General features: G+C 35.7%; 28 protein-coding genes. 5 read left to right on the top strand and 23 right to left on the bottom strand.

The window, feature by feature from the left end; all coding sequences use genetic code 11:
- Positions 1 to 75: 75 nt before the first annotated feature.
- The 5 genes from AC1Q8M_RS19550 to panE form a co-directional block, all read right to left on the bottom strand.
- Positions 76 to 2,226, bottom strand: a complete 2,151-nt coding sequence (locus tag AC1Q8M_RS19550) for a penicillin-binding protein (RefSeq protein ID WP_000739955.1) — start codon at positions 2,224 to 2,226, stop codon at positions 76 to 78.
- A gap of 21 nt (positions 2,227 to 2,247) precedes the next feature.
- Positions 2,248 to 2,610 (bottom strand): cell division protein FtsL, encoded by a 363-nt coding sequence (gene ftsL, locus AC1Q8M_RS19545; RefSeq protein ID WP_000182804.1) that lies wholly within the window; start codon positions 2,608 to 2,610, stop codon positions 2,248 to 2,250.
- A gap of 15 nt (positions 2,611 to 2,625) precedes the next feature.
- Complete coding sequence (gene rsmH, locus AC1Q8M_RS19540) at positions 2,626 to 3,558, bottom strand: 16S rRNA (cytosine(1402)-N(4))-methyltransferase RsmH (protein ID WP_000472508.1); 933 nt, start codon at positions 3,556 to 3,558, stop codon at positions 2,626 to 2,628.
- 369 nt (positions 3,559 to 3,927) lie between these two features.
- Entirely contained in the window at positions 3,928 to 5,544 is a 1,617-nt protein-coding gene (gene bshC, locus AC1Q8M_RS19535; RefSeq protein ID WP_000403041.1) for a bacillithiol biosynthesis cysteine-adding enzyme BshC, read from the bottom strand.
- A gap of 79 nt (positions 5,545 to 5,623) precedes the next feature.
- Complete coding sequence (panE, locus tag AC1Q8M_RS19530) at positions 5,624 to 6,508, bottom strand: 2-dehydropantoate 2-reductase (RefSeq protein WP_002094123.1); 885 nt, start codon at positions 6,506 to 6,508, stop codon at positions 5,624 to 5,626.
- A gap of 296 nt (positions 6,509 to 6,804) precedes the next feature.
- Here panE and AC1Q8M_RS19525 point away from each other — a divergent pair, with 296 nt between their 5' ends.
- On the top strand, positions 6,805 to 7,278 hold the full coding sequence (locus AC1Q8M_RS19525) for an N-acetyltransferase (protein WP_000506690.1): 474 nt from the start codon (positions 6,805 to 6,807) through the stop codon (positions 7,276 to 7,278).
- A gap of 35 nt (positions 7,279 to 7,313) precedes the next feature.
- On the opposite strand, the gene AC1Q8M_RS19520 is transcribed toward AC1Q8M_RS19525, so the two are convergent.
- The 3 genes from AC1Q8M_RS19520 to AC1Q8M_RS19510 form a co-directional block, all read right to left on the bottom strand.
- Complete coding sequence (locus AC1Q8M_RS19520) at positions 7,314 to 7,820, bottom strand: RsfA family transcriptional regulator (RefSeq protein ID WP_000246469.1); 507 nt, start codon at positions 7,818 to 7,820, stop codon at positions 7,314 to 7,316.
- A 129-nt stretch (positions 7,821 to 7,949) separates the two neighbouring features.
- On the bottom strand, positions 7,950 to 8,123 hold the full coding sequence (rpmF, locus tag AC1Q8M_RS19515) for a 50S ribosomal protein L32 (protein ID WP_001984764.1): 174 nt from the start codon (positions 8,121 to 8,123) through the stop codon (positions 7,950 to 7,952).
- Positions 8,124 to 8,184: 61 nt separating this feature from the next.
- The gene (locus AC1Q8M_RS19510) at positions 8,185 to 8,685 is read right to left on the bottom strand and encodes a YceD family protein (protein ID WP_000872146.1); all 501 of its coding nucleotides are present in this window, start codon (positions 8,683 to 8,685) and stop codon (positions 8,185 to 8,187) included.
- Positions 8,686 to 8,898: 213 nt separating this feature from the next.
- On the opposite strand from AC1Q8M_RS19510, the gene AC1Q8M_RS19505 reads away from it, so the two are divergent.
- Positions 8,899 to 10,080 (top strand): nucleotidyltransferase, encoded by a 1,182-nt coding sequence (locus AC1Q8M_RS19505; RefSeq protein WP_255262970.1) that lies wholly within the window; start codon positions 8,899 to 8,901, stop codon positions 10,078 to 10,080.
- A 10-nt stretch (positions 10,081 to 10,090) separates the two neighbouring features.
- Here AC1Q8M_RS19505 and AC1Q8M_RS19500 read toward each other — a convergent pair whose 3' ends face one another.
- Positions 10,091 to 11,128 (bottom strand): SepM family pheromone-processing serine protease, encoded by a 1,038-nt coding sequence (locus AC1Q8M_RS19500; RefSeq protein WP_000476299.1) that lies wholly within the window; start codon positions 11,126 to 11,128, stop codon positions 10,091 to 10,093.
- Positions 11,121 to 11,912 (bottom strand): patatin-like phospholipase family protein, encoded by a 792-nt coding sequence (locus AC1Q8M_RS19495; RefSeq protein WP_000662590.1) that lies wholly within the window; start codon positions 11,910 to 11,912, stop codon positions 11,121 to 11,123. Before AC1Q8M_RS19495 ends, AC1Q8M_RS19500 begins: the two co-directional genes overlap by 8 nt.
- 113 nt (positions 11,913 to 12,025) lie before the next feature.
- On the opposite strand from AC1Q8M_RS19495, the gene ylbJ reads away from it, so the two are divergent.
- Positions 12,026 to 13,255 carry a sporulation integral membrane protein YlbJ gene (gene ylbJ, locus AC1Q8M_RS19490; RefSeq protein ID WP_000273089.1) on the top strand — a complete coding sequence of 410 codons (1,230 nt, stop codon included), beginning with the start codon at positions 12,026 to 12,028 and terminating at the stop codon, positions 13,253 to 13,255.
- Here ylbJ and coaD read toward each other — a convergent pair.
- Positions 13,247 to 13,738 carry a pantetheine-phosphate adenylyltransferase gene (gene coaD / locus AC1Q8M_RS19485; protein WP_000200601.1) on the bottom strand — a complete coding sequence of 164 codons (492 nt, stop codon included), beginning with the start codon at positions 13,736 to 13,738 and terminating at the stop codon, positions 13,247 to 13,249. The genes ylbJ and coaD overlap by 9 nt on opposite strands.
- Entirely contained in the window at positions 13,735 to 14,301 is a 567-nt protein-coding gene (gene rsmD, locus AC1Q8M_RS19480; protein ID WP_001266976.1) for a 16S rRNA (guanine(966)-N(2))-methyltransferase RsmD, read from the bottom strand. Before rsmD ends, coaD begins: the two co-directional genes overlap by 4 nt.
- A 498-nt stretch (positions 14,302 to 14,799) precedes the next feature.
- Here rsmD and AC1Q8M_RS19475 point away from each other — a divergent pair, with 498 nt between their 5' ends.
- On the top strand, positions 14,800 to 15,189 hold the full coding sequence (locus tag AC1Q8M_RS19475; RefSeq protein ID WP_000616017.1) for a DUF7147 family protein: 390 nt from the start codon (positions 14,800 to 14,802) through the stop codon (positions 15,187 to 15,189).
- Between the two features lie 54 nt (positions 15,190 to 15,243).
- Here the strand turns inward: AC1Q8M_RS19475 and AC1Q8M_RS19470 are convergent, their stop codons facing one another.
- From AC1Q8M_RS19470 to AC1Q8M_RS19445, 6 genes are all read right to left on the bottom strand, one after another.
- Positions 15,244 to 15,510, bottom strand: a complete 267-nt coding sequence (locus tag AC1Q8M_RS19470) for a YlbG family protein (protein ID WP_002082261.1) — start codon at positions 15,508 to 15,510, stop codon at positions 15,244 to 15,246.
- 126 nt (positions 15,511 to 15,636) lie between these two features.
- Complete coding sequence (locus AC1Q8M_RS19465) at positions 15,637 to 16,089, bottom strand: YlbF/YmcA family competence regulator (RefSeq protein WP_000634361.1); 453 nt, start codon at positions 16,087 to 16,089, stop codon at positions 15,637 to 15,639.
- Positions 16,090 to 16,203: 114 nt separating this feature from the next.
- Complete coding sequence (locus AC1Q8M_RS19460; RefSeq protein WP_000134944.1) at positions 16,204 to 16,776, bottom strand: histidine phosphatase family protein; 573 nt, start codon at positions 16,774 to 16,776, stop codon at positions 16,204 to 16,206.
- 76 nt (positions 16,777 to 16,852) lie between these two features.
- Positions 16,853 to 17,098 (bottom strand): YlbE-like family protein, encoded by a 246-nt coding sequence (locus AC1Q8M_RS19455; RefSeq protein ID WP_001200990.1) that lies wholly within the window; start codon positions 17,096 to 17,098, stop codon positions 16,853 to 16,855.
- Between the two features lie 11 nt (positions 17,099 to 17,109).
- Complete coding sequence (locus AC1Q8M_RS19450; protein WP_001143333.1) at positions 17,110 to 17,547, bottom strand: YlbD family protein; 438 nt, start codon at positions 17,545 to 17,547, stop codon at positions 17,110 to 17,112.
- A gap of 186 nt (positions 17,548 to 17,733) precedes the next feature.
- Entirely contained in the window at positions 17,734 to 18,768 is a 1,035-nt protein-coding gene (locus AC1Q8M_RS19445) for a CAP domain-containing protein (protein ID WP_000735387.1), read from the bottom strand.
- Positions 18,769 to 18,972: 204 nt separating this feature from the next.
- Between AC1Q8M_RS19445 and AC1Q8M_RS19440 the strand changes: the two genes are divergently transcribed.
- Positions 18,973 to 19,338: a YugN family protein gene (locus tag AC1Q8M_RS19440; RefSeq protein WP_001160948.1), complete on the top strand. Its 366-nt coding sequence runs from the start codon at positions 18,973 to 18,975 to the stop codon at positions 19,336 to 19,338.
- 44 nt (positions 19,339 to 19,382) lie between these two features.
- Here the strand turns inward: AC1Q8M_RS19440 and AC1Q8M_RS19435 are convergent, their stop codons facing one another.
- The 5 genes from AC1Q8M_RS19435 to ctaD all read right to left on the bottom strand — a co-directional run bounded on the left by AC1Q8M_RS19435 (position 19,383) and on the right by ctaD (position 24,395).
- On the bottom strand, positions 19,383 to 20,381 hold the full coding sequence (locus AC1Q8M_RS19435) for a formamidase (RefSeq protein ID WP_000535802.1): 999 nt from the start codon (positions 20,379 to 20,381) through the stop codon (positions 19,383 to 19,385).
- 233 nt (positions 20,382 to 20,614) lie between these two features.
- The gene (ctaG, locus tag AC1Q8M_RS19430; RefSeq protein ID WP_000069031.1) at positions 20,615 to 21,520 is read right to left on the bottom strand and encodes a cytochrome c oxidase assembly factor CtaG; all 906 of its coding nucleotides are present in this window, start codon (positions 21,518 to 21,520) and stop codon (positions 20,615 to 20,617) included.
- An 80-nt stretch (positions 21,521 to 21,600) separates the two neighbouring features.
- On the bottom strand, positions 21,601 to 21,933 hold the full coding sequence (gene ctaF, locus AC1Q8M_RS19425; RefSeq protein ID WP_000985703.1) for a cytochrome c oxidase subunit IVB: 333 nt from the start codon (positions 21,931 to 21,933) through the stop codon (positions 21,601 to 21,603).
- Positions 21,934 to 21,936: 3 nt separating this feature from the next.
- Positions 21,937 to 22,560 carry a cytochrome c oxidase subunit III gene (gene ctaE / locus AC1Q8M_RS19420; protein ID WP_000557861.1) on the bottom strand — a complete coding sequence of 208 codons (624 nt, stop codon included), beginning with the start codon at positions 22,558 to 22,560 and terminating at the stop codon, positions 21,937 to 21,939.
- Positions 22,560 to 24,395: a cytochrome c oxidase subunit I gene (gene ctaD / locus AC1Q8M_RS19415; protein ID WP_153587159.1), complete on the bottom strand. Its 1,836-nt coding sequence runs from the start codon at positions 24,393 to 24,395 to the stop codon at positions 22,560 to 22,562. The genes ctaE and ctaD overlap by 1 nt, the downstream gene beginning before the upstream one ends.
- Between the last annotated feature and the right edge of the window lie 16 nt (positions 24,396 to 24,411).

The raw sequence follows: 24,411 nt of genomic DNA, 5'->3' as shown, positions 1-24,411 counted from the left end.
ACAAGCCTCCCTTACGCCTAGCTTGTTCCAATATATGCTTGTACTTATTTAATTAGAACTTCTTCTCTTTTACCATTACGGCTTTTCTGCTTCTTGTTGTGGTTCGAGTGGCGGTACGAGTGTGACACCTAATTCTGTACCAGGTTGTAATAATGTTCCTTCCGCCACACTTTGCTCTGTTACGTATCCTGTACCAGAAGGCTTCAAGTTAAGCTGTAATGTCTTCGCTAAATTCATAACATCACGCAGTGCCCATCCTTGTATATTTGGCATTGTAGGCTTATCTCCTACCAAGAAGACTCGGTCGCCTTTCAATGTTTGTTCAGTTGCTTTTGGTACTTGTTGCTGTACTTTCCCTTCACCTAGTACGATTGGACGAAGTTTTGCTTTATCAATTGCTTTCCCCGCTTCAGCCATCGTTTTACCAGTTACATCTGGAACAGTAGTTTGTTGTTCTTTCAGATGTTTTTTCGGATCTTTCACTTCATTTGGCTTAATCTTTAAATACTCTAAACTATTTTTTGTTACATATTTAAAAATATCAGCTAAAGGCTGTGCACCGTTCTCATCATCTTTTAATTTCGGCTGTTTAACAGCTACATACACAACAAGTTGTGGGTCGTCCATTGGTGCCATACCTAAGAATGAGAATATATAATTCTGTCTTCCTGTCATATAGCCGCCTTTTCCATCCGGAATTTGCGCTGTCCCTGTTTTACCACCAACTGAATATCCATCAATTTTATAAGCTGTCCCTGTACCTTTCGGAGATGTAACAACACGTTCTAATAACTGTCTTACTTGCGCTGCTGTTTCCTTTGTAACAGGTTTTCCTACTTCTTCTGGCTTATGTTCTAATTTTACTTTGTCTGTTATTGGATCTACAATTTTATCAATTGCATAAGGTTTCATCATTTTCCCATCATTTGCAATGGCCGTTGCAGCTTGTACAAGCTGAATTGGTGTTACAGTGGAACCTTGTCCAAAAGCTGTTGTCACTTGTTGTATTTGCTGATCAAATAAAATTGTATTCGATCCTTCACCTGATAAATCAATGTTCGTTTTTTCATCTAATCCAAAACTATGAATATATTTTCGGAAACGTTCTGGACCAAGTTTTTGATCTCCTAAAATTGCAAACGCTACGTTTGAAGAACGCTCTACCCCTTCATCAAACGTGATAGAGCCCCAACCAGCACCACCGTTATGATCTTTTATTTTCCTATTTCCGACTTGATATGTCCCGGACTGATAATAATCTTGCCCTTTGTACACACCTTCATTAATAGCTGCCGCTAACGTGAAAATTTTCATTGTTGATCCAGGTTCAAATGCATTGGCAATTGCGTCATTGAAGAAATATTTAATTTGACGATCATTAGGGTCATAACTAGGTTTAGTAGACATCGCTAATATTTTTCCGGTTTTCGGATCTGCAACAATCCCTATTAAACTTTCTGGCTCATATTGCTTACTTGCTGCTTTCATCGCGTCTTCTAAATAACTTTGGACACGTTGATCAATTGTTAAATAAGCGTTATCTCCATTTTTAGGTGCCTTTACATTAACTTTTCCACCATCAAGGGATACACCTTTACGATCACCTGTATACGCTACTTCTCCATTAGAAGCACTTAAGTATTTATCCAAGCTTTTTTCTATGCCAAATTGACCTACCGAGGTTCCATTCTCATTTGGTTTTGCATGACCTATAACGTAAGATGCAAAATCACCGTTTGGATACACCCTTGCATTTTCTGTAATAAAAGATATTCCCGGCAATTTCAACGCTTCTATTTGTTCCTTCTTTTCTTTCGTCAAATCCTTGCCTAACGTTCCAAATTCGACTTGACTTCTACCTTCCTTATTTAAAGAAGCTAAAATATCCTCTTCGCCTTTTCCAAGTACTCCTGCAATTTTCTTTGCAGTATCTTCTTTATTCTCAACAGAGTTAGCACCTTTTAGCGCAGCTACTATTTTATAAGAGTTTGCGTCTTGTGCTAACACATGACCGTTTTGATCATAAATGGTTCCTCGGTTCGCTTCAAGAACTCCTTTTTTACTATGCTTTTGTTTAGCAAGTGCATCTAAATCCTGATTATGAACTGTTCCTGTTGATTGTATGTAAAAAAATCGGGCTAATAACAGCAAAAAGAGCAGGAGGAAAAATATCATAAAATAACCTGCTCCCTTATTGGTATGAAATTTAGTCATATTCTTCTTCATCGTTCCTTCACACCTATTGCCTTATTTGAGGCCTTTCACATTATTCGCATTAATTTCTAGCCCATGTTTTTTTGCAACTTCAGCGATTCGTTCATAGCGACTTAACTTCTCTACTTCAGCTTGTAATTCTTGATTTTCTTTTTGCTGCTGTACAATTTTTTCTTCTATCGTCGCTGCTTCTACATTAACTTGATAAAGGCCTGCTTTATTTCCAATAAACGCGACACAGGCATACAATAAAAAGCCAATAAACGCTACATACAACAGTTTTTCGATTCTTGTAATTTTCGCTTTAACCTTCGGCTTAGCCATCTGCTGTGGGGGCGTTTGAATTTGCACCTCTTCTTGCGCTTGTTGTTTGTACTTTACAGCTAAATTAGTCATACCTCTCTCTCCCTTTTATCGTTTTTCAGCGATTCTCAACTTCGCAGAACGCGCACGATTATTTTCTTCTAGCTCTATATCAGAAGGTAAAATCGGTTTTCTTGTAATAAGCTTTAATTTCGGCTTAAATTCATCAGGAATAATCGGTAATCCTGGTGGCAATTGTGGCGTTGTACTATTTCGCTTAAACGTTGTTTTACAAATACGATCTTCCAATGAATGGAATGTTATAACACTAACCCTTCCACCTGGCTTAACCATCTCAATAGCAGATTCCAATGCTTCTTCAAATACTTTTAATTCATCATTTACAGCTATACGAATTGCCTGAAACACCCGCTTAGCAGGATGCCCACCAGTTCTACGAGCAGGAGCCGGAATACCTTCTTTAATTAGCTCTACTAATTCTCCTGTCGTTTCAATAGCTTTATTCTCACGATAAGCTTCAATTTTTCTTGCAATTTGTTTTGAAAATTTCTCTTCACCGTATTGGAAGAAAATCCTTACAAGTTGTTCATATGACCAGCTATTTACAACATCATATGCCGTTAATGGGGCATCTTGATCCATCCGCATATCTAACGGTGCATCATGATGATAACTAAAGCCTCGCTCTGGTGTATCTAATTGTGGGGATGAAACACCTAAATCAAATAAAATACCGTCTACTTCTGTTATACCTATTTCTTGCAGTTTTTCAGCTAAATAACGGAAGTTACTCTTTACTGTTATAAACTGTTCACCGTATGAAGAGAACTTTTCTTTCGCGTTTTGAATCGCTATCTCATCTTGATCAAACGCTATTAATTTTCCACCTTCAGTTAATTGGGATAATAAATAAGAACTATGTCCTCCTCCCCCCAGTGTACAATCTACATATGTACCATCTGGCTTTATATCTAAGCCGTCTACTGTTTCCTTTAAAAGCACTGTTACGTGTTTAAACATTGTTGCACCTACTCTTTTTCCAATTAATTATGTTGAATGTATCCCTTCCTCTAAGCACATATTTCACGCTTAGAGAATGAAATAATACGAAAGAACGACTCATTTAACTTACCAACAAAGGCAACATACTATACAAATCGCTATTTTCTTTTATTATATACTAAATTTTATCATCTTTTGCGGGAATTTAAATAAAAAACTGTCGAAAAAGCGAATAATACGTTTACATTTTGTGCTATTTTGTCATATATTTAAGTATCCAACACAATTACCATATCCAACACTTTTTTGATTGATAATTCAGAAAAAAATCACTTCACAGTAAATTCAACGGAATAAAAATAAAATCCTGCTCCAAAGAGCAAGATTTTATAGTTTTATAACATGATGTTTTCCGTCCCAAGAAAAAGGGTTTTCCATTACACGATCAACGAAATCCAAACCAAACTGATTTAAATAATAACATACATTCCACACACGTTCTTGCGGCGCACCTAATGGACGAAGTGCGAATTGTATACGGCGGAATTTATTTAGCTCAACCTCATACTTTTTCTCAACATTTCTTTTCAACATTCTTTCCAGCAGTTCAATTTGTTCATTAATTTTCAATTCGTTTTTCCCTGCAAACGCACCTAATCCTGGCTCTATTTTCTTTACAAATTGCTGTAAAGATATATGAATATCGGCAATTTCTTTTTTCGCCTTTTCAAAATGATCATCAATCGGTTCCTCTACTCGATTAGACAACCAGTTTTCACGCAGTTTATCGACATCATTTAAAAACGGATCACTTTCTCTCAATTGCAGATCGAATAAATCTGTCGCTATATCTCTCTCCACATAAGTAATTGTAAGACGAGGAACGACAGGTGGCATTTGAAAACCGACAGTATGGAATACTTGTTGTAATTCACTCCAATAAGCTAATTCCCCTGGACCTCCAATAAATGCGAGCGTAGGAAATACATACTCTTGCATAAGAGGACGCGTTACAACATTATTACTAAAACGTGCCGGATTTCTCTCCATTTCTTCAATCAACTCTTCATATGAAAAGGAATGCGCCCCATCCTTTCCAACAAACTTACCTTGATGCTCTTCAAGCAATACTCGTTCATTATCTATTTCCATGAATATATGCACTGCATGAGACTTCGTTTCAATAATCGGTTTGTATCCTAGTTCTTTAATTACTTCCTGCTGATTACGAAGCCCCTCTTGCACCTCTTTATACTTACTTATAATTCGCTTAAAAAATGGAATTTCTAACTTTCTTAATTCAGGATGATGTGAATCAACAAGGATTAAACCAGAATTAGCAAAGATTTTCGTAATAAGATGAGCAAAGAAATCTACATACGTATTCGATTTTTTCAAAGCATCATCAACAAATTTTAATACATCCTTTGTAAAATTTGTTTCTGGGTATGTTTTAAAAATCTCTTCAATCCAACTTCTACAATCTTCAACAGAAAGTTCAGACTCAGAAGCACTCGCCTTTTTCGGATTACGATCATAAAAAATAGTTTTTTTCATCTTTTTATTTTTCGCTACAAAAGTATGGTTAATCTCATCCATATCATGATCTTCACCCGCAATCCAGAAGACAGGGACAACTTTAACTCCTAAACTTTCTTCCTTTTCCTTTGCAAGCTGTAAAATTGAAATAACTTTATGAATTGTATAAAGCGGTCCAGTTAATAACCCCGCTTGTTGTCCAGCTATAACAACATATGTATTTTCATCTCCAAGCGCTTTTACATTTTGAAGTGTAGATTCTCCCGCTTGTAATTTTGTATTATATTCTAATAAATGCGCTACTAAATCTTGGCGGAAAAACTCCCTTTCACGCAAATCATGTAAACGTTGTTTAAAAGCATCTTCTGTTAACATATAATCAAAACATGACTGTATCTCTTTTTTACCGTTCATATAGTCCGCTACAACACCTTGTTGCGGAACAGAGATTTCTTTTATCTCCATATAATTCTTCCTTTCGTATCCAGTTCTCTCACCAATCCACATTGTAGTCAATGTTTCACTTAAAAGCAAAGAATAACACTTATACTCTTGTTTCTAACCCCTTTATTGCATCGAACAAAAATTGAAGTATCGGAACTGGTCGTTGCTGTTTCTTAGCCTCTTCTAATACATACCCAACAATCGCATTAATTTCCGTCTGTCTATTCGCTCTTACATCCGCTAACATAGAGGATGTATTACGAGACGTTCCTTCACACACATTTCGTACCATTTGCCATACCATTTCTTTTTCTCCTCTAATAAGAAATGCGACCTCCTGAAACACTTGCTCCATCATTTGATAAAAAAAACGATTCGTGATTAATTCACCATTCTTAACTCCCAATAACGCTGTCAACGGATTGATACATACATTTACTACTAATTTTTTGCGCATAATCTCTTCCCAATCTGTTTCTATTTGAACTGGAAAATAAGCAACCGGAAAAGAATGAAATATTTTTTTAAAATGTATAGATTGGCCACAAACCACTCCAAATCTCGTTACACCTACTCCAGTATGATGAACGATGTGCCCTCCCTCTTTTTTCGCACCATGTTCTACAATACCAACAGCTATATTTTCACTCCCTATTTGCAGCATCTTTGGAAGATGCGACATTCCGTTTTGCAAAAAGATTAATGATGATGCACCTTCCACAAACGGTAGTATGTCATCTATATGATATTGCTTCACAGCAATAAATATATAATCTAAATTTTGCGCTACCATACTTTCTATCGGTAAAACAGCTGGATATACTGTTTCACATCTTCCATCTCTAATACAAGTTACACCTGTTTCATTTAACTCTTCAGCTTGCTTAGCTGTTCTTGTAAACAACGTAACATCTTGGTTACTTTTTTGTAAATAAAATGTATACAATAGACCAATAGCACCTGGTCCGACAATTCCAATTTTCATTTTCACACAAGGGATTCACATTAAGCGCCCTTGCCTCCCCCCCTTTTTTATATCTTTTTAAAGTACATAAGCACACCCTATAATTTCGTTGTCCTCTGCCAAACAAATACACTCTCACTTTTCACTATGTATATACTGCCTATTAATACGCTTATACTCTTAGTTTAGCAAATCCTCAAAAAAATAATAAAAGAAATATACTATCTTCTTCATAAAAATAAAAAAATGAGTTATACTATTATTATAAATATTTTTACTTTTCTGCATTCAACGAGATAAGAAAAGGATGTGATGTAATGGGATTCCCAAAAGTTGAGCGCTTGCTCATCAATTATAAAACGTTAGATGAATTCAAAAAATTTAAAGGGTGCGGAGCCCAGGAACTATCTATGCTGGAAGAATTGCAAGCAAACATTATTGAAAACGACAGTGAATCTCCATTTTACGGTATTTATTATGGCGGATCACTAATCGCACGTATGAGTCTATATATGAAAAGAAACGGCGGAGAACCATTCGAAATTACAGGTCCTTACCTAGAACTTTATAAACTTGAAGTATTACCAACTTTTCAAAAACAAGGATTCGGACAAATGCTTGTAAATCATGCGAAACAACTCCAATTTCCTATTAAAACGATAGCGCGTATTCATTCAGCTGGTTTTTGGGATAAATTAAATTTCAGCCCCGTATCAGTAACTGATGGAGATTTTTATATTTGGCATCCAGAAACAAATTTGAATGCGGTTACAAATGAAGAATCGGCTTAAGAAATAAAAAAAACAGCTGTATAACAGCTGTTTTTTTATTTCTTAAGCTTCTCTAACTTCTCAGTCGAGCGAGCATTGTTTCTTTCCGCTACCATTACACTTCTTTTTTGATCGATATAATCAAGCAATGTTCTATACTCTTCCTCATATACTGATAATCGCTCCAGAAGACGCTCTCTTTCTGTTTGTAATGATTCAACTTGTTGTTGCAACACCGTTAAAGAGTTTTCATCTTTATAATTTTGCAAGAAATCAATAACATCATTCAACGTAATTGACGTAGGTTCTAACACTTTTGTCTCTTTCACTTCATAATTTTCTACTTTACGAAGTTGCTTCGCTTCCTCAATACGTTCTTTATATTGCTTTCTTACGTAAGAATTCCATCTAAATCCACATGCTGCTGGTGTACGAGATAAATTTTTCCCCACTTCCTTAAAGGCAGAAAGTTGTGTTCCACCTTCTCGAATATGCCGGAGTACTACTTCTGCCAGAAGCAAATCTTCATCATCAGTCCAAGCATCTTGTCTTGTTGTCGCCATTTCTCTAGTCCTCCCTATGCATTTTTTATTAAGCATATGCAGTTACTAGAAAAGATAGAATACAACAACTAAAGATTAAGACAAAAAAAATAAACGCAGAAGATATCTTCTGCGTTTATTTTCCCGCAATTACTTGCTGATTACTTCTTTACCTTTGTAAGTACCGCATGCTTTACATACACGGTGAGCTAATTTCGCTTCACCACAGCTTGGGCACTCTACCATACCAGGTACTGATAATTTGAAATGCGTACGACGCTTTCTTTTTACTGTTTTAGAAGTTCTTCTAAAAGGTACAGCCATTCTTCCCACCTCCTTAAAAGAAATAGTTATTTTCATATGAAGGCCTGAACCAGTCTTCCGATTATTTGTCAAAAAACTTTGCAAGTCCTGCCAATCTTGGATCGACAGTCTTTTCTTTGTCTTCTTCCGAAATCACTTGCCAGTCTTGACCTTGCGTCGGTGCTCCACCAGAAACATCATCACTGAAAATTTGCATTGGAATCTCCAAAAGTATATTTTCCTTGATTACGGGCAGTAAGTCAAGTACTTCTCCTTCTAAACAATGAATTTCAGCTTCAGTTTCAAATTCTTCTTGTGAAGTTTGGAACACCTCAGTTGTTTTAATGTCAAATGGTAATGTCACATCTACTAAAGAGCGAGAACATGGTAAAACCATGCTTCCAGTTATATGTAGATGAAACGTAAACTTACCGGAGCCAAAATCAACTCTTCCCGTTACATGAACAGGATTAATTTCACGAATATCTTTCTCGACCTCTTTTAGCTCACTTACATCTACCATCTCATCCAATGTCAATCCTTTATTTCTCAATTTATTCAATTGATGGATGGACCATTTCATATCATATCACCTCAAGGCAACAAACAAAATTATAGCTAGCCATTTTATATTTGTCAATGTTTTTTCTTTACACTATAATGAAGTCATCATAGTAAATAATATATAGAGTATCACGTTTTTCAAAAAGATGCTACATCGAAAGGAGAGATTACCATAAAAGCTGGTGGTATTGTTGTTGAATATAACCCTTTTCATAACGGTCACCTTTATCATGTGCAAGAGACAAAAAAGTTAACACAATCCGATATAATAATTGCCGTTATGAGTGGTCCTTTTTTACAGCGTGGTGAGCCCGCACTCATTTCCAAATGGTATCGCACTAAAATGGCCTTAGCAAACGGCGTAGACCTTGTTGTAGAGCTTCCATACGTCTTTGCAACACAAAAGGCTGAAACCTTCGCAAATGGTGCTATTTCCATTTTAAATGCCCTACATGTTTCTGAAATTTGTTTCGGTAGTGAGGATGGACAAATCGAAAATTTTTATAATACCATCTCCGTACAAAAAAACGAAGAAGAGACTTTTAACTGCCTTGTAAAACAATTCATGGACGCTGGAAATAGTTATGCAAAAGCAACATCGGATGCTTTTTCACACATTTTAACATCCGAAAAAAACATAGATATGTCACAACCAAATAATATTTTAGGCTTCCAATACATTAAAGCAATTCTGTCACAAAATAGCTCTATACAAGCTCAAACTATAAAAAGATTCGCCTCTCATTATCATGATGAAACATTTAATGACCAACATATTGCAAGCGCGACAAGCATTCGGAAACAACTCTTTAGCGAAGAAGGATCATTTACAACAATTGAACCTTTTCTCCCACAGGCAACCACTTCGCTTTTAGCAAATTACAAACAAAACTACGGGATATTACATAATTGGGAACAATACTTTTCATTTTTTAAATATAAACTCATGACAATGTCTTCAGGAGACTTACGACATATATATGAAATAGAAGAAGGTTTAGAGCATCGTATTTTATCAAAAATACAAAACAGTTCCTCCTTCTATTCATTCATGGAAGCATTAAAAACAAAACGTTATACATGGACTAGACTACAAAGAGCTTGTACACACATTTTAACAAACACAACAAAAGAGGAAATACGTAGCGCAAATATAGAACAACATGCACCATATATCCGCCTGCTAGGCATGTCACAAAAAGGACAAACTTATCTTTCAAAAAACAAGAAAAAAATCGAACTTCCAATCCTTACTCATACAAAAACATTTGACCATGCTGCTTTAGATATAGAGAAAAAAGCAAACTCTGTATATTTCTCCATCATGCACGAACCGTTACGCACGCAACTATTAAAACAGGATATAACACACCATCCTATTCGCTATGATGAAACAACTACAAAATTCCTATAAAAAAACCTCTCTATTTCAGAGAGGTTTTTTCCTTATCCATCTTTTCTAAATATGTTAACGCATCATCCAGCGTATCCACTGGTACAATTTTCATTTTTGTTTTAATGTCCTTTGCAGTCTCAAGTGCATTTTTATAGTTCGATTTCTCCGCTCCTTTTTCATTTGGCGCAAAGAACACCTCAGCCCCAGCATCGCTAGCAGCCACCACTTTTTGATTTATACCACCAATCGGGCCAACTTCTCCTTTTTCATTAATTGTACCTGTTCCAGCTATTTCATGTCCTTTTGTTAAGTCTTCTTCCACAAGTTGATTATATATTTCTAATGTGAACATTAAACCTGCGGATGGTCCACCAATTTCATGAGAATTAATTTTCACTTTCGGATCGACCACTAATTCTCTTTCCGTAACGATAGAAACACCTATACCGACACGTCCATTCCCATTAGGAATCGTCTTTACATTTAAATTTTCTTTCAATTGTTTTCCATTTCTCATGTACTCAATACTTACAGCATCGCTTTCTTTTTTCCCAGTCATATATTCAATAAATTGCTCCGTCTTTTCAAATGTTTTTCCATCAACAGCTATAATAACATCACCAAGCTTAAGCTTTCCTTCTGACGGCATTCCTTTTGCCACACCAGCAACTAATACACCTTTATTTTCAAAAGAAACGGAGCGATTTGCACGTTTATATGCATTATAAATTGCTGCATTTTGTGAATCTTTCATCGCATAATTTTGGCGAAATTGATATTCTTCATCACTCTCACCTTTTTGCAATATTTCTTCCGCTTTTGAAATATGTGTATATTTATTAAACTGTGCCGCTATTAAATTCACCACATTTGCTGGTCCCATTGAAACCGTAACAAGCATAAAATCACCAGATTCTTTCGTTCCACCCTCAACTTGAACGTAAGGCTCTAATTTGGCAGCCATTCCTGGTTTTGTTACATAATACGGTAAACGCACGTAAACAAGTAACATCGCCAATATAACCCCTATTAAGATTGCATATATAAACCGAAAACGCTTAAACATTATGTTTCTCCTTCCACTGCTCAATTAATAAATAAATATTTGAAACATGTTTTTCCGCTTCTACTTCTCCAACTCGAATAATGTCTTCAATGTTTGTAAAAGCACGTGAACTAAATTGCTCTACAGCTGGTCGCATCATTAAATCCGATGCAATTTGCCGATTCATTACAAGCTCATGCTGCATAATTTCTATACTTTGCATGATTACGTCATAAATGGACGTAACATCGCCATTCACCTTAATTGGAGACACATCAACAGCGATAACAATATCGGCCCCTAATTCTTTCACAACCGATACTGGGATGCGATCAATAACCCCACCATCCACTAATAATCGTCCATCTATTTTTTCTGGTACAAACACTCCAGGAACAGATATGCTAGCCCTCACCGCATCTGCAACTGGTCCACTTGTAAAAACCACTTTTTCCCCCTTCAATATGTCAGTAGCCACAACAGCCGTCGGGATATCTAACTCTTCTAAATTTTTATTATATGTAAACATTTTAATCATATCTTTGACACGTTTTCCAGCAATAAATCCCATTTTCGGTACCGTGAAATCTAAATAATACTTCCGCTTGAAAACAGATGCCAATTTATACAATCTTTCAACGTTACTACTTGCCGCATAAAACGTACCTATTAGCGCCCCCATACTACTTCCTGCAATCATATGAATAGGGATACCAGCTTCCCTTAAAACCTTTATTACACCAATATGAGCAAACCCTTTCGCTCCTCCAGACCCAAGTGCTAAACCAATCTTTGGTTCTTTCATTTTTCTCACCCTTTAATTTTTTTCATTCCTTTTTCATACTTATGGTCTAAATTCACTACGTATCCACGTATACTGAAATGAACGTTTTTTGGGACAAAGGGGGATTTACTTACATGTATGAAAAATGGAAAACCGCTTTCCTTACCATATCAACGCTTTTTTTAACCTTTTCTCTTGTACTCCACCCCCAAGCCGCTTTACAAGCTTCTATTCGCGGGTTAAATATATGGTGGGAAGTTGTATTCCCTTCACTACTACCGTTTTTCATCATTGCGGAACTTCTAATTAGTATCGGTGTTGTAAAATTTATTGGCGTTATATTAGAACCACTCATGCGCCCACTTTTTCGCGTTCCAGGGATAGGTGGATTCGTTTGGGCAATGGGAATGGCTTCAGGTTTCCCTGCAGGCGCCAAACTAAGCGCTAGACTACGAAAAAGCAACCTTTTAACTCAGATTGAAGCGGAGCGCCTCGTTTCTTTCACAAATTCTTCTAATCCACTTTTTATTTTCGGTGCTGTGTCTATCGGTTTTTTTAATAATCCAAAATTAGGGATTATATTAGCGGCTGCCCATTATTTAAGTAACTTTGCTGTCGGATTAATTATGCGTTTTTACGGCCATAATACCGCTTACAAAAATAATACACACACTACAAAAAAACGCCGCTTTCAAAACCCTTTTTTAATTCTTCACGAGACACGCTTACAAGAAAAAAGACCAATCGGTAAATTACTTGGGGATGCTATCGTTTCTTCTATTCAAACATTACTTATGATTGGCGGATTTATTATTTTATTCTCTGTGTTAAATAAAATGATTACTGTATTCCACATTACAGCAGCTCTTTCTTTTATTATGCAACATATTTTATCATTCTTCCAACTAAGTACAGATTTTAGTATACCTATATTATCAGGTGTTTTCGAAATGACACTCGGAAGCCAAATGATTAGTCAAATAAATGAAACACCCCTCTTACAACAAGCTATGGTAACAAGCTTCATTTTAGCATTTAGCGGTCTTTCTATTCAGGCACAAGTTGCTAGCATATTAGCTGAAACAGACATCCGATTTAAACCCTATTTTTTCGCACGAATTATTCAAAGTATTCTTGCCCCTATTTTTACATTTATATTTTGGACACCATTTTATGAGAAAGTAAGTTCTTTCTCACCTATGCAAAAAGATATTCCTGTATTTTTATCCAAGCATCCTTCTATACTACATGAAATTTGGACATCTTTTATACATTACGGACCAATTTTCACATTATTTTGTCTATATTTATATGTTATTTTATTATTTTTTCGCACGTATAAAGAAAAACCCCGTTCACTTTAACGGGGTTTGAAACTTTTCTTTTAAAGCACGCTCTACAATAGGAGGCACAAGATCTACTACACTCCCTCCATACCTCGCAACTTCTTTCACAATACTCGAGCTTAAAAATGAATATTGGTTGTTTGTCATAATAAAAAATGTTTCAATATTTTCATCTAATTTTCGATTCATAGAAGTAATTTGCATCTCATATTCAAAATCAGAAACTGCTCGTAAACCACGTAATATTGCATTTGCATTACGCATTTTTGCATACTCTACTAACAGCCCACTATGCGAATCTACTTTTACATTCGGGATATCCTTTGTCGCTTCTCGAATTAGTTCTAATCGCTCTTCAACTGAAAAGAATGGTTTTTTAGATGAATTGTTTAAAACGACTACGTACACCTCATCAAATACTTTTGCTCCCCTTTTAATAATATCCAGATGCCCAAGGGTAATTGGATCAAAACTTCCTGAAGAAATAGCTATACTTGTCATTCTGTCCCCTCACCTTCATACTTATAAATCGATATTGCAGTAATCCCATAATTCTCAGCTCGTACTTTTACAAGCTTTCCTATTGAATCAGGTAAAACTACATCATTACCATGCTCTGCCATAATTAATCCATCACTATGTAGCAATCCATGTTGATCCATTACACTAATTAAAGATACAATTTTTTGCTCTTTATATGGTGGGTCTATTAATATAAGATCGAATGACATTTCACGTTTTATAAGCGCCTTTACTGCACGTTCCGCATCATTTCGATATACTTCAGCTTGTTCCTGTATTCTACAACTTTCTAAATTTTGATGAATTACTTTTATCGCTTTACTATCCCTATCAACAAAAATCGCTTTATCGATCCCTCTGCTCAAAGCCTCAATTCCAAGGCCACCACTACCACCAAATAAATCAAGGGCGATACCACCATCAAAATAAGGACCTATCATATTAAAAATAGATTCTTTTACTTTATCTGTCGTTGGACGTGTTGTATTACCAGGAACCGCTTTAAGTGGGTGTCCTTTACATTTTCCTGAAACTACTCTCATCTGTTGTCACTACCTTTATTTCAATCTATCGAGCGATTATAGAAAGCCATTCCCACTTTGGTAACCGTTAACAAATTACATTCACCAAAATATTAGAAAACTCAGCATCAAATAACCACTCATTATTTTTATGTATTCATCTCATCATTCACTAATATGAATCCAATATGTATATTAGTTCCACTTTATCTTTTTTATCCTATCACAAAATAAAAAAAAGAAAAATAAAAAGCCTGACATAAAATTTAATTTCATTATGTATATCTTCATTTAGATTGGACATAAATAATTATAACAACATCACCTTCGATGTTGTTGCCAACCGCGGAGAAGACTTACGTTTCCCCATAAGTTCTTCCTCCGGTTTCTCCTCTCCCTTTGCCTTCTTACTAGTACATGCTAGTATAAGAAGGGCCCTGCTATGCAGGGTTTTTTTTCTTTGTGTGCTTTTCATTTAAAAAGTGAAATGGTACAGTAAAAGAAAGAGGAGGAAAAAATATGATTCAACGCTTTATAGAACTCGGAGAAGGCTACTCTGATTTATATGAATTACTTGAAATTGCCAAAACAAATCAAGAACGTATAGCACATATGTTACAATTTGAAACGATAAAAAACGATAAAAAAGTGTGTTCGCTTGTTGTAATATTAAAACCAACTACTACTGGTGATTTCCAACCATTATACATATGTCGTGAAGGCATTCCTGTATTTGAAAATAAAAAAAGTAAACGTGTCATTTTATTTGAAGAAACGGCAGAGCAACTCGGAAAAAAAGTGGCTACTTTTACTGTAAAGCCATCTACAACTTTCCCAGAAAAAGAACTATTTTTTAATCATTTAATTGGTATTTTACGAATGAACAATTTCATTCCTCCGATGAAATAACACTTTATTTCAATTAAAAAATCCCCCGCTAAATTTAGCAGGGGATTTTTTCTATTAGCTATAATCGTATTCTTTTGCTCGATCAGGACGGGAATTTTCAAATTCCGTTTTTAAATACGGGCGATACGACTGTTCTATCTTTTTCACAAAAGGAAGTTTGTTCAACTTATGCATCATATGCTCAATTTGTTCCATGTCACAATATACTACAGCATATTTTAATCGTTTTGATATGTAATGTATATTACCATATTTCCTTAAAATCTTGGCATGTTTCAATGAATGTAAATAAACAATCATACTTTGTCGTTGCCCGAACATAATCTTCTCCATCTTCTCCTTTTAAAAACATATATTTTATATTCTATGAAAACCAATCAGAAATTTATAACATTACAGGACAAACTCTGTATACGTTTTCTTCCAACTTCTAAAAAACGGGGTACATCACCCCGTTTTTTTACAACCACAACCTCCGCCAGTACCACAACCTCCACCACAGCCACCAGCATCAAAGAATGGATTTCCTGTTGGTACTTTAATGGAAGAAGACACTTCCGAACCGATTGCTACACTAACTTCATCTAATAACTTCTGCAAAGCAGTTTCTGCTCTTTTAAAAGCTGCAACCTTATCATGTAAGTCCACAGAACGCTTTAATTCTCTCATTTTCATCGATACGGTAGTGTAGTCAGGATGGTATTTTCCAAAGCGCTGTACTTCCTCATACCGTTCTTTCATCGCTGTAAATTGCTGAATTAACGTCTGAAGTTCTATATCTTCATGTAATTCTCTATAATACTTACGATAATCTTCTGCTATATCTGAACAGATAATCGCTTTTGCAAGCTGCTCTGCCTTATCTAATATTAATACGCTTTCTAGCGTCGCTACAATCATGAGAGACACCTCCGAGTATCCATCATACCACATTTAGATTAGAACTACTAATTGAAGTGACTTACTCAAAAGAAAGATATAATGAAACTATTTTCACACTATATCCGTACACACTTATACATTAATATGTTCCGCTATATTATATTTAAGAACATCCCATTTCCCACTATTTTGTTTCACATAACTAATACACGCATTTTTTAATGGTGTCTTAAATGTAATTTCATCTGGTTCAATGGCATGTAAAATTGCTTTTATCGCGTGTGAGTGAGCAACAATAATAATACGTTTGCCAAAATGAGTTGTTGCAACATCTTCTAAAGCAGCAAAGCAACGAGCTACAATCTCTTCATCTTGCTCCATACCTTCTACTTTACCCTCAGCAATCAACTCTCTAACAGTCGCAACTGGCTTCCCTGAAGCTTCTCCAAAATTCCGTTCAACAAATCGATCATCTAATAAAATCGATTGTAATCCAGCCGCCTTTGCGATTTCATTAGCCGTTTCTTGCGCTCTAATTAACGGGCTACTTATAATGATATCCCACGTTTCTTCTTGTAAAGCAGCTGCACTTTGACTCGCTTGCTTCTTACCAACTTCATTAAGCGGAATATCTTCTCGCCCCTGAATAATTTCTTGAAAATTCCAATCAGTTTGTCCATGTCGTACTAAACAAATTTCCGTCATGCTGCAACTCCTTTTTAAATAATCAATCTCTATTGTAACAAAAGTTCTGCATGACGGACATATTTTTCACTTGTAATTAGGTTGCATTTTGTTGCTTCATATACTGAAACATATCAATCATGATCGAAGCAACAGCCAATTGATTTTGAAATTTTTCCACTTTATCTGGTATTGTTTTTTTGAAATGTTGCATCGCCGCTAACTCAAAAGCCTCTTTTTCTTCAGGATTTCGTGTTAATTTTCTATACCAGTACGGTTGCTCTCTAATATAGCGAGATAAATCCTCATCAGCCTTTATAAACTCCATAATTTCTGCTCTCATCATCTTTCCCCCTAATCCTTTTGAAAGAAAAACGGGTTATTTTCTGAAGTACTTTGTTCTTGCTGCGTACGGTTACCTTGAAATTGCTGAATAACTTGTTGCACGCTCCCAATAGCACTCGTCACATTAGCTAAATGGTTCTGCATTTGTTCCACGTCCAACTTTTTAAAAAAAGAAAGCATTTGCCCCATCACATCAGCAGTTTTTTCCTCTTCAGTTCGATTATCTTTTTCTTTTTTATTTTCTTTTACCGAAGAAAACGCAGGCGCTCCATCCGGTCTATAAGTTGCCCATATTGGATCTTCTTCACCAAGTAAGTACCATTCTTCATAAAATTGTTGCCAAGTTTTGTGACCATTTCTAACCTCATGAACCATTTTAGGGTGATGGTTTACAAATTCTTTAAACTGTTGAACCGATGGATGTAACGGCCCTTTTGTTGTTGGCATAATCCTCACCTCTCCATGTATATCTACTATATAGTAAGAAAAAAAAGGCGCATGGTTCGCCTATTTTTAGACGATTCATGCACCTTTTTTTCTGCTATTTGCATACGGTCAGATTCCCACCTACAATTCAGTGAATACGAAGTAACTAATTAGGTGATGTAACACCCCACCGCTTACAGTTTCGCTTTATTTTCGAATAAAGTTTTGTGTATAAAATTTATCGTATACACCAACACCTAATCCTGTAAATTGTTCATTTAATAAATTCTTTCTATGCCCCTCACTATTTAACCAACCTTGCACTGCCGCAATTCCATCACTATGTTGCGCCGCTATGTTCTCACCAGCAAGTTGAAATCCTACTTTCCCGCGCTGCAAACGATCTCCTAGCGTACCTAATGTAGGTGAGTCATGAGAAAAATAATTATTGTCTTTCATATCTTTACTGTGACCAACAGCAACATCTGCCGTTTCCTGATCCCATGTTAATAATGGTAATTTATGACGACTTCGAATGATATTTGTTAAATCAAAAATTTGTTGCATATTCCCATTTTCTACTTGTTTTATCTTTTCTGGAGTCAATGGTTGTTCTGCTATTAATTCACCTGAATAAACGAGCTGATATGGTCTTTGGCGTAATAAAGTTTCATCATCCATATAACGAACACCCACAAGCTCATGTGTAAATTGATCAAAATACAATTGCGCCCATCCATCTTCTACAGGTATTAACGGTTGTTCCATGACTTCGGTATCAGATAGTTCAAATTGATAACTATTTTTCCCTCTTTTTAATGAAATTTCATGCGAAAGCGGACTTTTTTTATATACTTCTTCATATTTTTCATTTATATAATAAGGTGGAACCTTAACTTGTTCACCAGCAGCGTACGCCGTTATAACTTTACGTTCAGAAACTCCGAATTGAACATACTGAGTTAAATCCTGATTGTATACCCACCATTCATATCCGTATGCAGATGGCTCTATTCGAGAGGGTTCTCCCCACTTCGCTAATAAATTTTCAGAGTCTTCACCAATCATATTTAAAACAGTGTCTGAGGAGTCTTCCTTAATTTGCTTTTTCTTTTTCACAATTTTATTTTCTTGCTTTGATTGAGATGGGGTTAATATATATTGTGAAACGAGTAATTTCCCGTATAAATCAACAGCTAAAATTAAAATTGTAATCATTACGATACGCAATAATTTCTTCAAACGATATACCTCCTGAACAAAACATAAAATTGAGATATACACAAATCCTTTTCTTTCTTTTTGTGTGTACCGTACTCTTTTCACTATATCATATTTTTGTGAAAAAAGTCTGGATTATCCCTTTTCTCTCAATATGAATTGCACTTTCTTATTATTCATACTATTATAAAAATAATGGTGTAACATTAAAAAAGGAGGTATTATATGCAATTTACAAATACGAAATTTAATGGAGCCGTCGTTGAATTAACTCTTTTAACTGAAATCATGGAAAACAACCACTTCGTACTTGCTGGACAGTGGGATTATGAACGGGTTACATACGATTATAAATTTGAAATATTAAAGGATGTTTATTATTTGCGAGTGCAAGGCGTTGCTGTTGAAGGTGACATTGGCAGTAGACACGCTGAAGTAAAACTACTCCCTCCCTTATTAGGAAAACATTATTATCCTCACGGCGTTGAATATGGCGATGATGAGACTTTTCCAACGAATGTACTTCAAAAAAGTGAACAACTCCTACAAAATGTCGAAAAAGAGTTAAAGGAACTTCAAATTATTGATTAACAAAAACAAGCGCATCAATATGATGCGCTTGTTTTTTCCCTCCCCTAAGAATGAATCGTTTTTTTTACTGGATATCCATAAATAGATCCATCTTTTACTTTAATCTCATCTTCCCAAGGAACCTTATATTTACCTTCAGCTAAATCTTTTACAAACGTATATGGATTTTCTTTCACCCCACCAGGAGTTGCTACATATCCTCTTGAACCTAGATTATATATATTATTTTCTAATCCCCATCCTAATCTAGCCTGATCTGCTAGTTCTGGATATACTTCAGCAGTAACAATCTCCCAAGGATTTCGATGCCCCTGTACTAAAGTAGTCCCATCAAAATTACATACTTGTCCTTCACCAAAGTAATAAAATACACCATCATAACCCGCTAAGTTTACCGACAATGTATACATTAAATTCTGCCATGCATTTGAACGATTGGTTAGCATCCATTGTTCACTAACTTGTGTGCTATACCCAGAAATACGAATCAAGACATTTGCACCTTTATAGGCTGCTTCACGAGCTACTTCAGGGAACATGCCATCATGACAAATACAAACAGCTAATTTACTTCCTCCAGGTCCATCACAAACAGGTAAGCCTAAATCTCCAGCTTTCCAAGGCTCGACTGGCACCCAAGGATTTAGCTTACGATACTTCAAAATCATTTCACCTTGTGGATCAATAATAACTGCTGTATTATATGGCTCTCCACCATCAGGGTTTTTTTCCATTATTGAAAAAACACCATATACTTTAGATTCCTTACATGCCTCAGCAAATAAGTCTGTTTCTGGCCCAGGCACTGTACATAAAAATTCTTCTGTAGTCCATTTTTTTGTATTGAGCCCTTGTGTACTATACTCAGGAAATACTATCAATTCTAATCCAGGGTAACCTGATTTGGTCGAATGAATTGTTTTTATGATTTGTTGAATTTGTTTATCAATGTCTGCACGTGACTCTACTACTGGTACTGGATATTGAATTAGCGCTGTCAAAAAACCACTAATCGGCTTTACCATACTTCCACTACTACCCATTTAAATTCCCCCTTAAAATAGTTCGTGTTTATTAAAGATAACAATATATTTTTGTAACTCTCTAAAAAACTTGCACCACATATGGAATTATTACGCATGAAAGCTAGTAGTAAATTTTATATCCACTTTTAGTACACGCCTACACTAACTTAACATAAATAATTAGAAAATTCAATCTTTCATAAAAAACTAAAACTAAGTAAAAAAAGCGTATGGAATCCCATACACTTTTTTTACTTAGTTTGTAAATACGGCGGCAATTGTTGCAACTGCTCCTTATCCTTTTCACGTTCTCTACGTGCCCATCTAAAGAATACATAGCCTATAATTGTACCGTACACTATTTCCTGGACAATTTTCATTATGATACCACCAGTTTGCTGGTCTTGTACTACTGGCATCCAGTGCAAAAATTCCGGTCCCGTTATATTTAAATCTGATAAAGTGCCCGCTGGTACACATAGTTCCATCGCTTTCATCCAAGCAGCCGGATCCGTATACGTTGCAAATAACGGGGCTGTCGCAAAAATTATTAACGCACAAGCTGGCGTTAATAATATACCATTAGCAAACATGTAACCAAGTTTCTTTATATCACTTAACGTTTGATATTCTGGTAATGGATTTAACATCGGCCACCACATCATGATTGCTGTAAAAAACAATATAGCGAGACAAATAGGATGAGCAATTTGACTTTGTTTTACCGTATCAAAAACAACTGGTAAATGATAAAAAGAAAACAGGCCGTTAAATACAAACAACGCAATAAGTGGTTTAGCAAATACCTTTAATATAATTTGAACGAACTTAAAAGAAGTAATGTAACGATATAACCAAGTTGGTATACCAAGCAACAGTAACGGTGGAACTGCAATATACATGACTGCCATTTCAAACATATGAGCACTAAATATAATATGGCCAATTAAATCAATAGGCCCTCCCTTTACAAAATACAAAAGAACAATACCAGTCGTAAAATAAAAAATTTGCTTCTTACTTACCTTCGTCGCATTTTCAAATCGCATTCTATAAGGTCCAATAATTAAGAAGTACCCAATAAGAATCGAAAGCATAAATAATAAAAAAATTGGACTCCATAAAGCCTGAAAACCAAATATCCACAAGTTACTCATTTTCACACCTACCTTCGTAAGGTTATCCCATAATATGAAGAGGGAGCTGTGACAACACAAGCTCCCTTATATTTCACTTTTCAAATCCACACAATTGTCATAAAAGCTAAAATTGTAATTAACCCTATTAGCAGGCCAGAGTAAAGAAAGAAACTTGCTGCTTCATGTCCTTTATGGCTCATATGCATAAAATAATACAATTGAAAAATTACTTGTACCACTGCTAATAGTAAAATAAATGGCACAGAGAAAGTCGGACTAAAAGTTTTTGGATACGCCACTGCTACAAATGCAACTAATGTTAAAAAAATCATTAATGCAAACGTAATAACTTGATGCTTCATTTCCTCCGCACTTTTTCTCTTCCGATAAACAAGATCAACTTTAGGATTATTTGTTTGCTTTATCGCCATTGTTTATCCCACCATTCCCATTAAATATACTACAGTGAAAATAAACACCCAAACTACGTCAATAAAGTGCCAATAAATTGATGCAACATAAAACTTCGGTGCATTGTATAAATTTAGACCTCTCTTCGCATTTCTAAAGATTAATGTTAAAATCCAACACAACCCAAACAATACGTGGAGTCCATGTGTACCAACAAGAGCATAAAATGCAGAGCCAAACGCACTACTTCTCATAGTATGCTTAAATTCATGTGTATAATGATAAAACTCATATATCTCAAACCCTAAAAATCCTAAACCTAGCAATACAGTTACTAGTAACCAAAGTTGCATTTTCTTAAAGTTAAAGTTTTTCATGTGATACATCGCATATACACTTGTTAAGCTACTCGTTAATAAAAGCATCGTCATAATGAAAACGAGTGGCATTTGGAACATTTCTTGAGATGTTGGTCCACCATTTGTAGAATTCTTTAATGCTAAATATGTTCCGAATAAGGAAGCGAACAACACTGTTTCGCCTCCAAGAAATAACCAAAAACCGACAAACTTATTTTTCCCTTCAAGGGTTGCTTTTTCAGGCTCTGCTGGAAATGTTTCATTCGTTAATTTTTCATCTACATGCATTATGCCTTGCCCCCCTTATCATCTAAATCTTCCTTATGAATATGGTATCCATGATCATCGATTACTGAACGTAGGAACATTGCGCCAAATGTAATGATTAAACCAATAATTGCTACTAATAACCAGAACTTATCTTTTCCGCCCTGCATATACATTGCACCAAATGCCGCTATAAACAATCCGAAAGAAATGACAAATGGTGAAAACGAAGGATTTGGCATATGAATATCACCAATTGGTTCCGCTGCTGTCATCTCTTTATTACCTTCACGTTTTTCAATCCAAAACGGATCTAATCCGCGAACAAATGGTAGTTGTTTAAAGTTATATTCTGGTGTCGGTGCTGGCATCGTCCATTCTAATGTACGTGCATCCCACGGATCACGACCAGCTTTTTCTTTTGATACTGTCGTTTTAATTACATTGAATAGAAGAACAATCGTCCCAAGAGCCATAAACACCGCTCCGATAGAACTAATCATATTCCCCATTTCCAACCCTTGCCCTTCAAGATATGTGTAGTAACGGCGTGGCATACCAATCAAGCCAAGGAAATGCTGAATAAAGAACGTTAAATGGAAACCGATAAAGAATAGCCAAAACGTTATCTTTCCTAATGTTTCATTTAATACTTTATTAAACATCAGTGGCCAATAATAATGAGCTCCTGCAAGTAAACCAAATACAACACCGCCAACGATTACATAATGAAAATGTGCTACTACGAAATAATTATCATGAAATTGATAATCAGCTGGTGCAGATGCTAGCATAACCCCTGTAACTCCACCCATTACGAATGATGGAATGAAAGCTACTGCCCACATCATTGGTGTCGTAAAACGAATACTTCCGCCCCACATTGTAAAGAGCCAGTTGAATATTTTGATACCAGTCGGAACCGCAATCGCCATTGTTGCAACTGAGAAAATAGCATTAGCAACTGGACCAAGTCCAACAGTAAACATATGATGCGCCCATACCATAAATCCTAAAAATCCAATTAATACAGTCGCAAACACCATCGATGAATAACCAAACAATCGTTTTTTCGAAAATGTCGCGAAGATTTCTGAGAATATTCCGAAAGCTGGGAGTATAAGAATGTATACTTCTGGATGACCGAAAATCCAGAATAAATGCTCCCATATAATTGTATTCCCACCCAATGCTGGATTAAAGAAACTTGTTCCAAATAAACGATCTAACATTAAAAGTCCTAATCCTACCGTTAACGGTGGAAAAGCGAATAATATAAGCGAAGATGTTACAAATGTCGTCCATGTAAACATCGGCATACGCATATACGTCATTCCTGGCGCACGCATATTAATAATGGTGACAAGGAAGTTAATCCCTCCAATTAATGTACCAATACCTGAGATTTGCAAACCGAGTACATAGAAATCAACACCATGACCTTTAGAAGCTAAAGCTAAAGATGCATAAGATGTCCATCCTGCATCAGGTGCTCCACCTAAAAACCAACTTAAATTTAAAAATACTCCACCAAAGAAAAATAACCAAAATCCGAGTGAATTCAAAAACGGGAACGCTACATCACGTGCACCAATTTGAAGTGGTACAGCGGCGTTCATAAATGCAAACACGAGTGGCATAGCTGCGAGGAAAATCATTGTTGTACCGTGCATCGTCAATACTTGATTATAAGCATCCCCAACAAGAAAAGCGTTGTTAGGAATCGCTAATTGAAGGCGAATAAATAGAGCTTCTATTCCGCCTATTACAAAAAACAATCCACCTGCAATTAAATAGAGAATGGCAATCTTTTTATGGTCTACTGTCGTTAAATAATCCCATATGACAGCACCCATCCCCTGTTTTTTTGCT

The sequence above is a fragment of the Bacillus sp. GW823-FHT06A10 genome, from assembly GCF_058795375.1.
The sequence above is the reverse complement of the archived record's forward strand: the minus strand, read 5'-3'. Positions and strand labels throughout refer to the sequence as shown.

Coding starts and splice junctions, on each gene's coding strand:
- AC1Q8M_RS19550 (WP_000739955.1), bottom strand. CDS start 2,226: ATGAAGAAGAATATGACTAAATTTCATACCAATAAGGGAGCAGGTTAT.
- ftsL (WP_000182804.1), bottom strand. CDS start 2,610: ATGACTAATTTAGCTGTAAAGTACAAACAACAAGCGCAAGAAGAGGTG.
- rsmH (WP_000472508.1), bottom strand. CDS start 3,558: ATGTTTAAACACGTAACAGTGCTTTTAAAGGAAACAGTAGACGGCTTA.
- bshC (WP_000403041.1), bottom strand. CDS start 5,544: ATGGAGATAAAAGAAATCTCTGTTCCGCAACAAGGTGTTGTAGCGGAC.
- panE (WP_002094123.1), bottom strand. CDS start 6,508: ATGAAAATTGGAATTGTCGGACCAGGTGCTATTGGTCTATTGTATACA.
- AC1Q8M_RS19525 (WP_000506690.1), top strand. CDS start 6,805: ATGGGATTCCCAAAAGTTGAGCGCTTGCTCATCAATTATAAAACGTTA.
- AC1Q8M_RS19520 (WP_000246469.1), bottom strand. CDS start 7,820: ATGGCGACAACAAGACAAGATGCTTGGACTGATGATGAAGATTTGCTT.
- rpmF (WP_001984764.1), bottom strand. CDS start 8,123: ATGGCTGTACCTTTTAGAAGAACTTCTAAAACAGTAAAAAGAAAGCGT.
- AC1Q8M_RS19510 (WP_000872146.1), bottom strand. CDS start 8,685: ATGAAATGGTCCATCCATCAATTGAATAAATTGAGAAATAAAGGATTG.
- AC1Q8M_RS19500 (WP_000476299.1), bottom strand. CDS start 11,128: ATGTTTAAGCGTTTTCGGTTTATATATGCAATCTTAATAGGGGTTATA.
- AC1Q8M_RS19495 (WP_000662590.1), bottom strand. CDS start 11,912: ATGAAAGAACCAAAGATTGGTTTAGCACTTGGGTCTGGAGGAGCGAAA.
- ylbJ (WP_000273089.1), top strand. CDS start 12,026: ATGTATGAAAAATGGAAAACCGCTTTCCTTACCATATCAACGCTTTTT.
- coaD (WP_000200601.1), bottom strand. CDS start 13,738: ATGACAAGTATAGCTATTTCTTCAGGAAGTTTTGATCCAATTACCCTT.
- rsmD (WP_001266976.1), bottom strand. CDS start 14,301: ATGAGAGTAGTTTCAGGAAAATGTAAAGGACACCCACTTAAAGCGGTT.
- AC1Q8M_RS19475 (WP_000616017.1), top strand. CDS start 14,800: ATGATTCAACGCTTTATAGAACTCGGAGAAGGCTACTCTGATTTATAT.
- AC1Q8M_RS19470 (WP_002082261.1), bottom strand. CDS start 15,510: ATGTTCGGGCAACGACAAAGTATGATTGTTTATTTACATTCATTGAAA.
- AC1Q8M_RS19465 (WP_000634361.1), bottom strand. CDS start 16,089: ATGATTGTAGCGACGCTAGAAAGCGTATTAATATTAGATAAGGCAGAG.
- AC1Q8M_RS19460 (WP_000134944.1), bottom strand. CDS start 16,776: ATGACGGAAATTTGTTTAGTACGACATGGACAAACTGATTGGAATTTT.
- AC1Q8M_RS19455 (WP_001200990.1), bottom strand. CDS start 17,098: ATGAGAGCAGAAATTATGGAGTTTATAAAGGCTGATGAGGATTTATCT.
- AC1Q8M_RS19450 (WP_001143333.1), bottom strand. CDS start 17,547: ATGCCAACAACAAAAGGGCCGTTACATCCATCGGTTCAACAGTTTAAA.
- AC1Q8M_RS19440 (WP_001160948.1), top strand. CDS start 18,973: ATGCAATTTACAAATACGAAATTTAATGGAGCCGTCGTTGAATTAACT.
- AC1Q8M_RS19435 (WP_000535802.1), bottom strand. CDS start 20,381: ATGGGTAGTAGTGGAAGTATGGTAAAGCCGATTAGTGGTTTTTTGACA.
- ctaG (WP_000069031.1), bottom strand. CDS start 21,520: ATGAGTAACTTGTGGATATTTGGTTTTCAGGCTTTATGGAGTCCAATT.
- ctaF (WP_000985703.1), bottom strand. CDS start 21,933: ATGGCGATAAAGCAAACAAATAATCCTAAAGTTGATCTTGTTTATCGG.
- ctaE (WP_000557861.1), bottom strand. CDS start 22,560: ATGCATGTAGATGAAAAATTAACGAATGAAACATTTCCAGCAGAGCCT.
- ctaD (WP_153587159.1), bottom strand. CDS start 24,395: ATGGGTGCTGTCATATGGGATTATTTAACGACAGTAGACCATAAAAAG.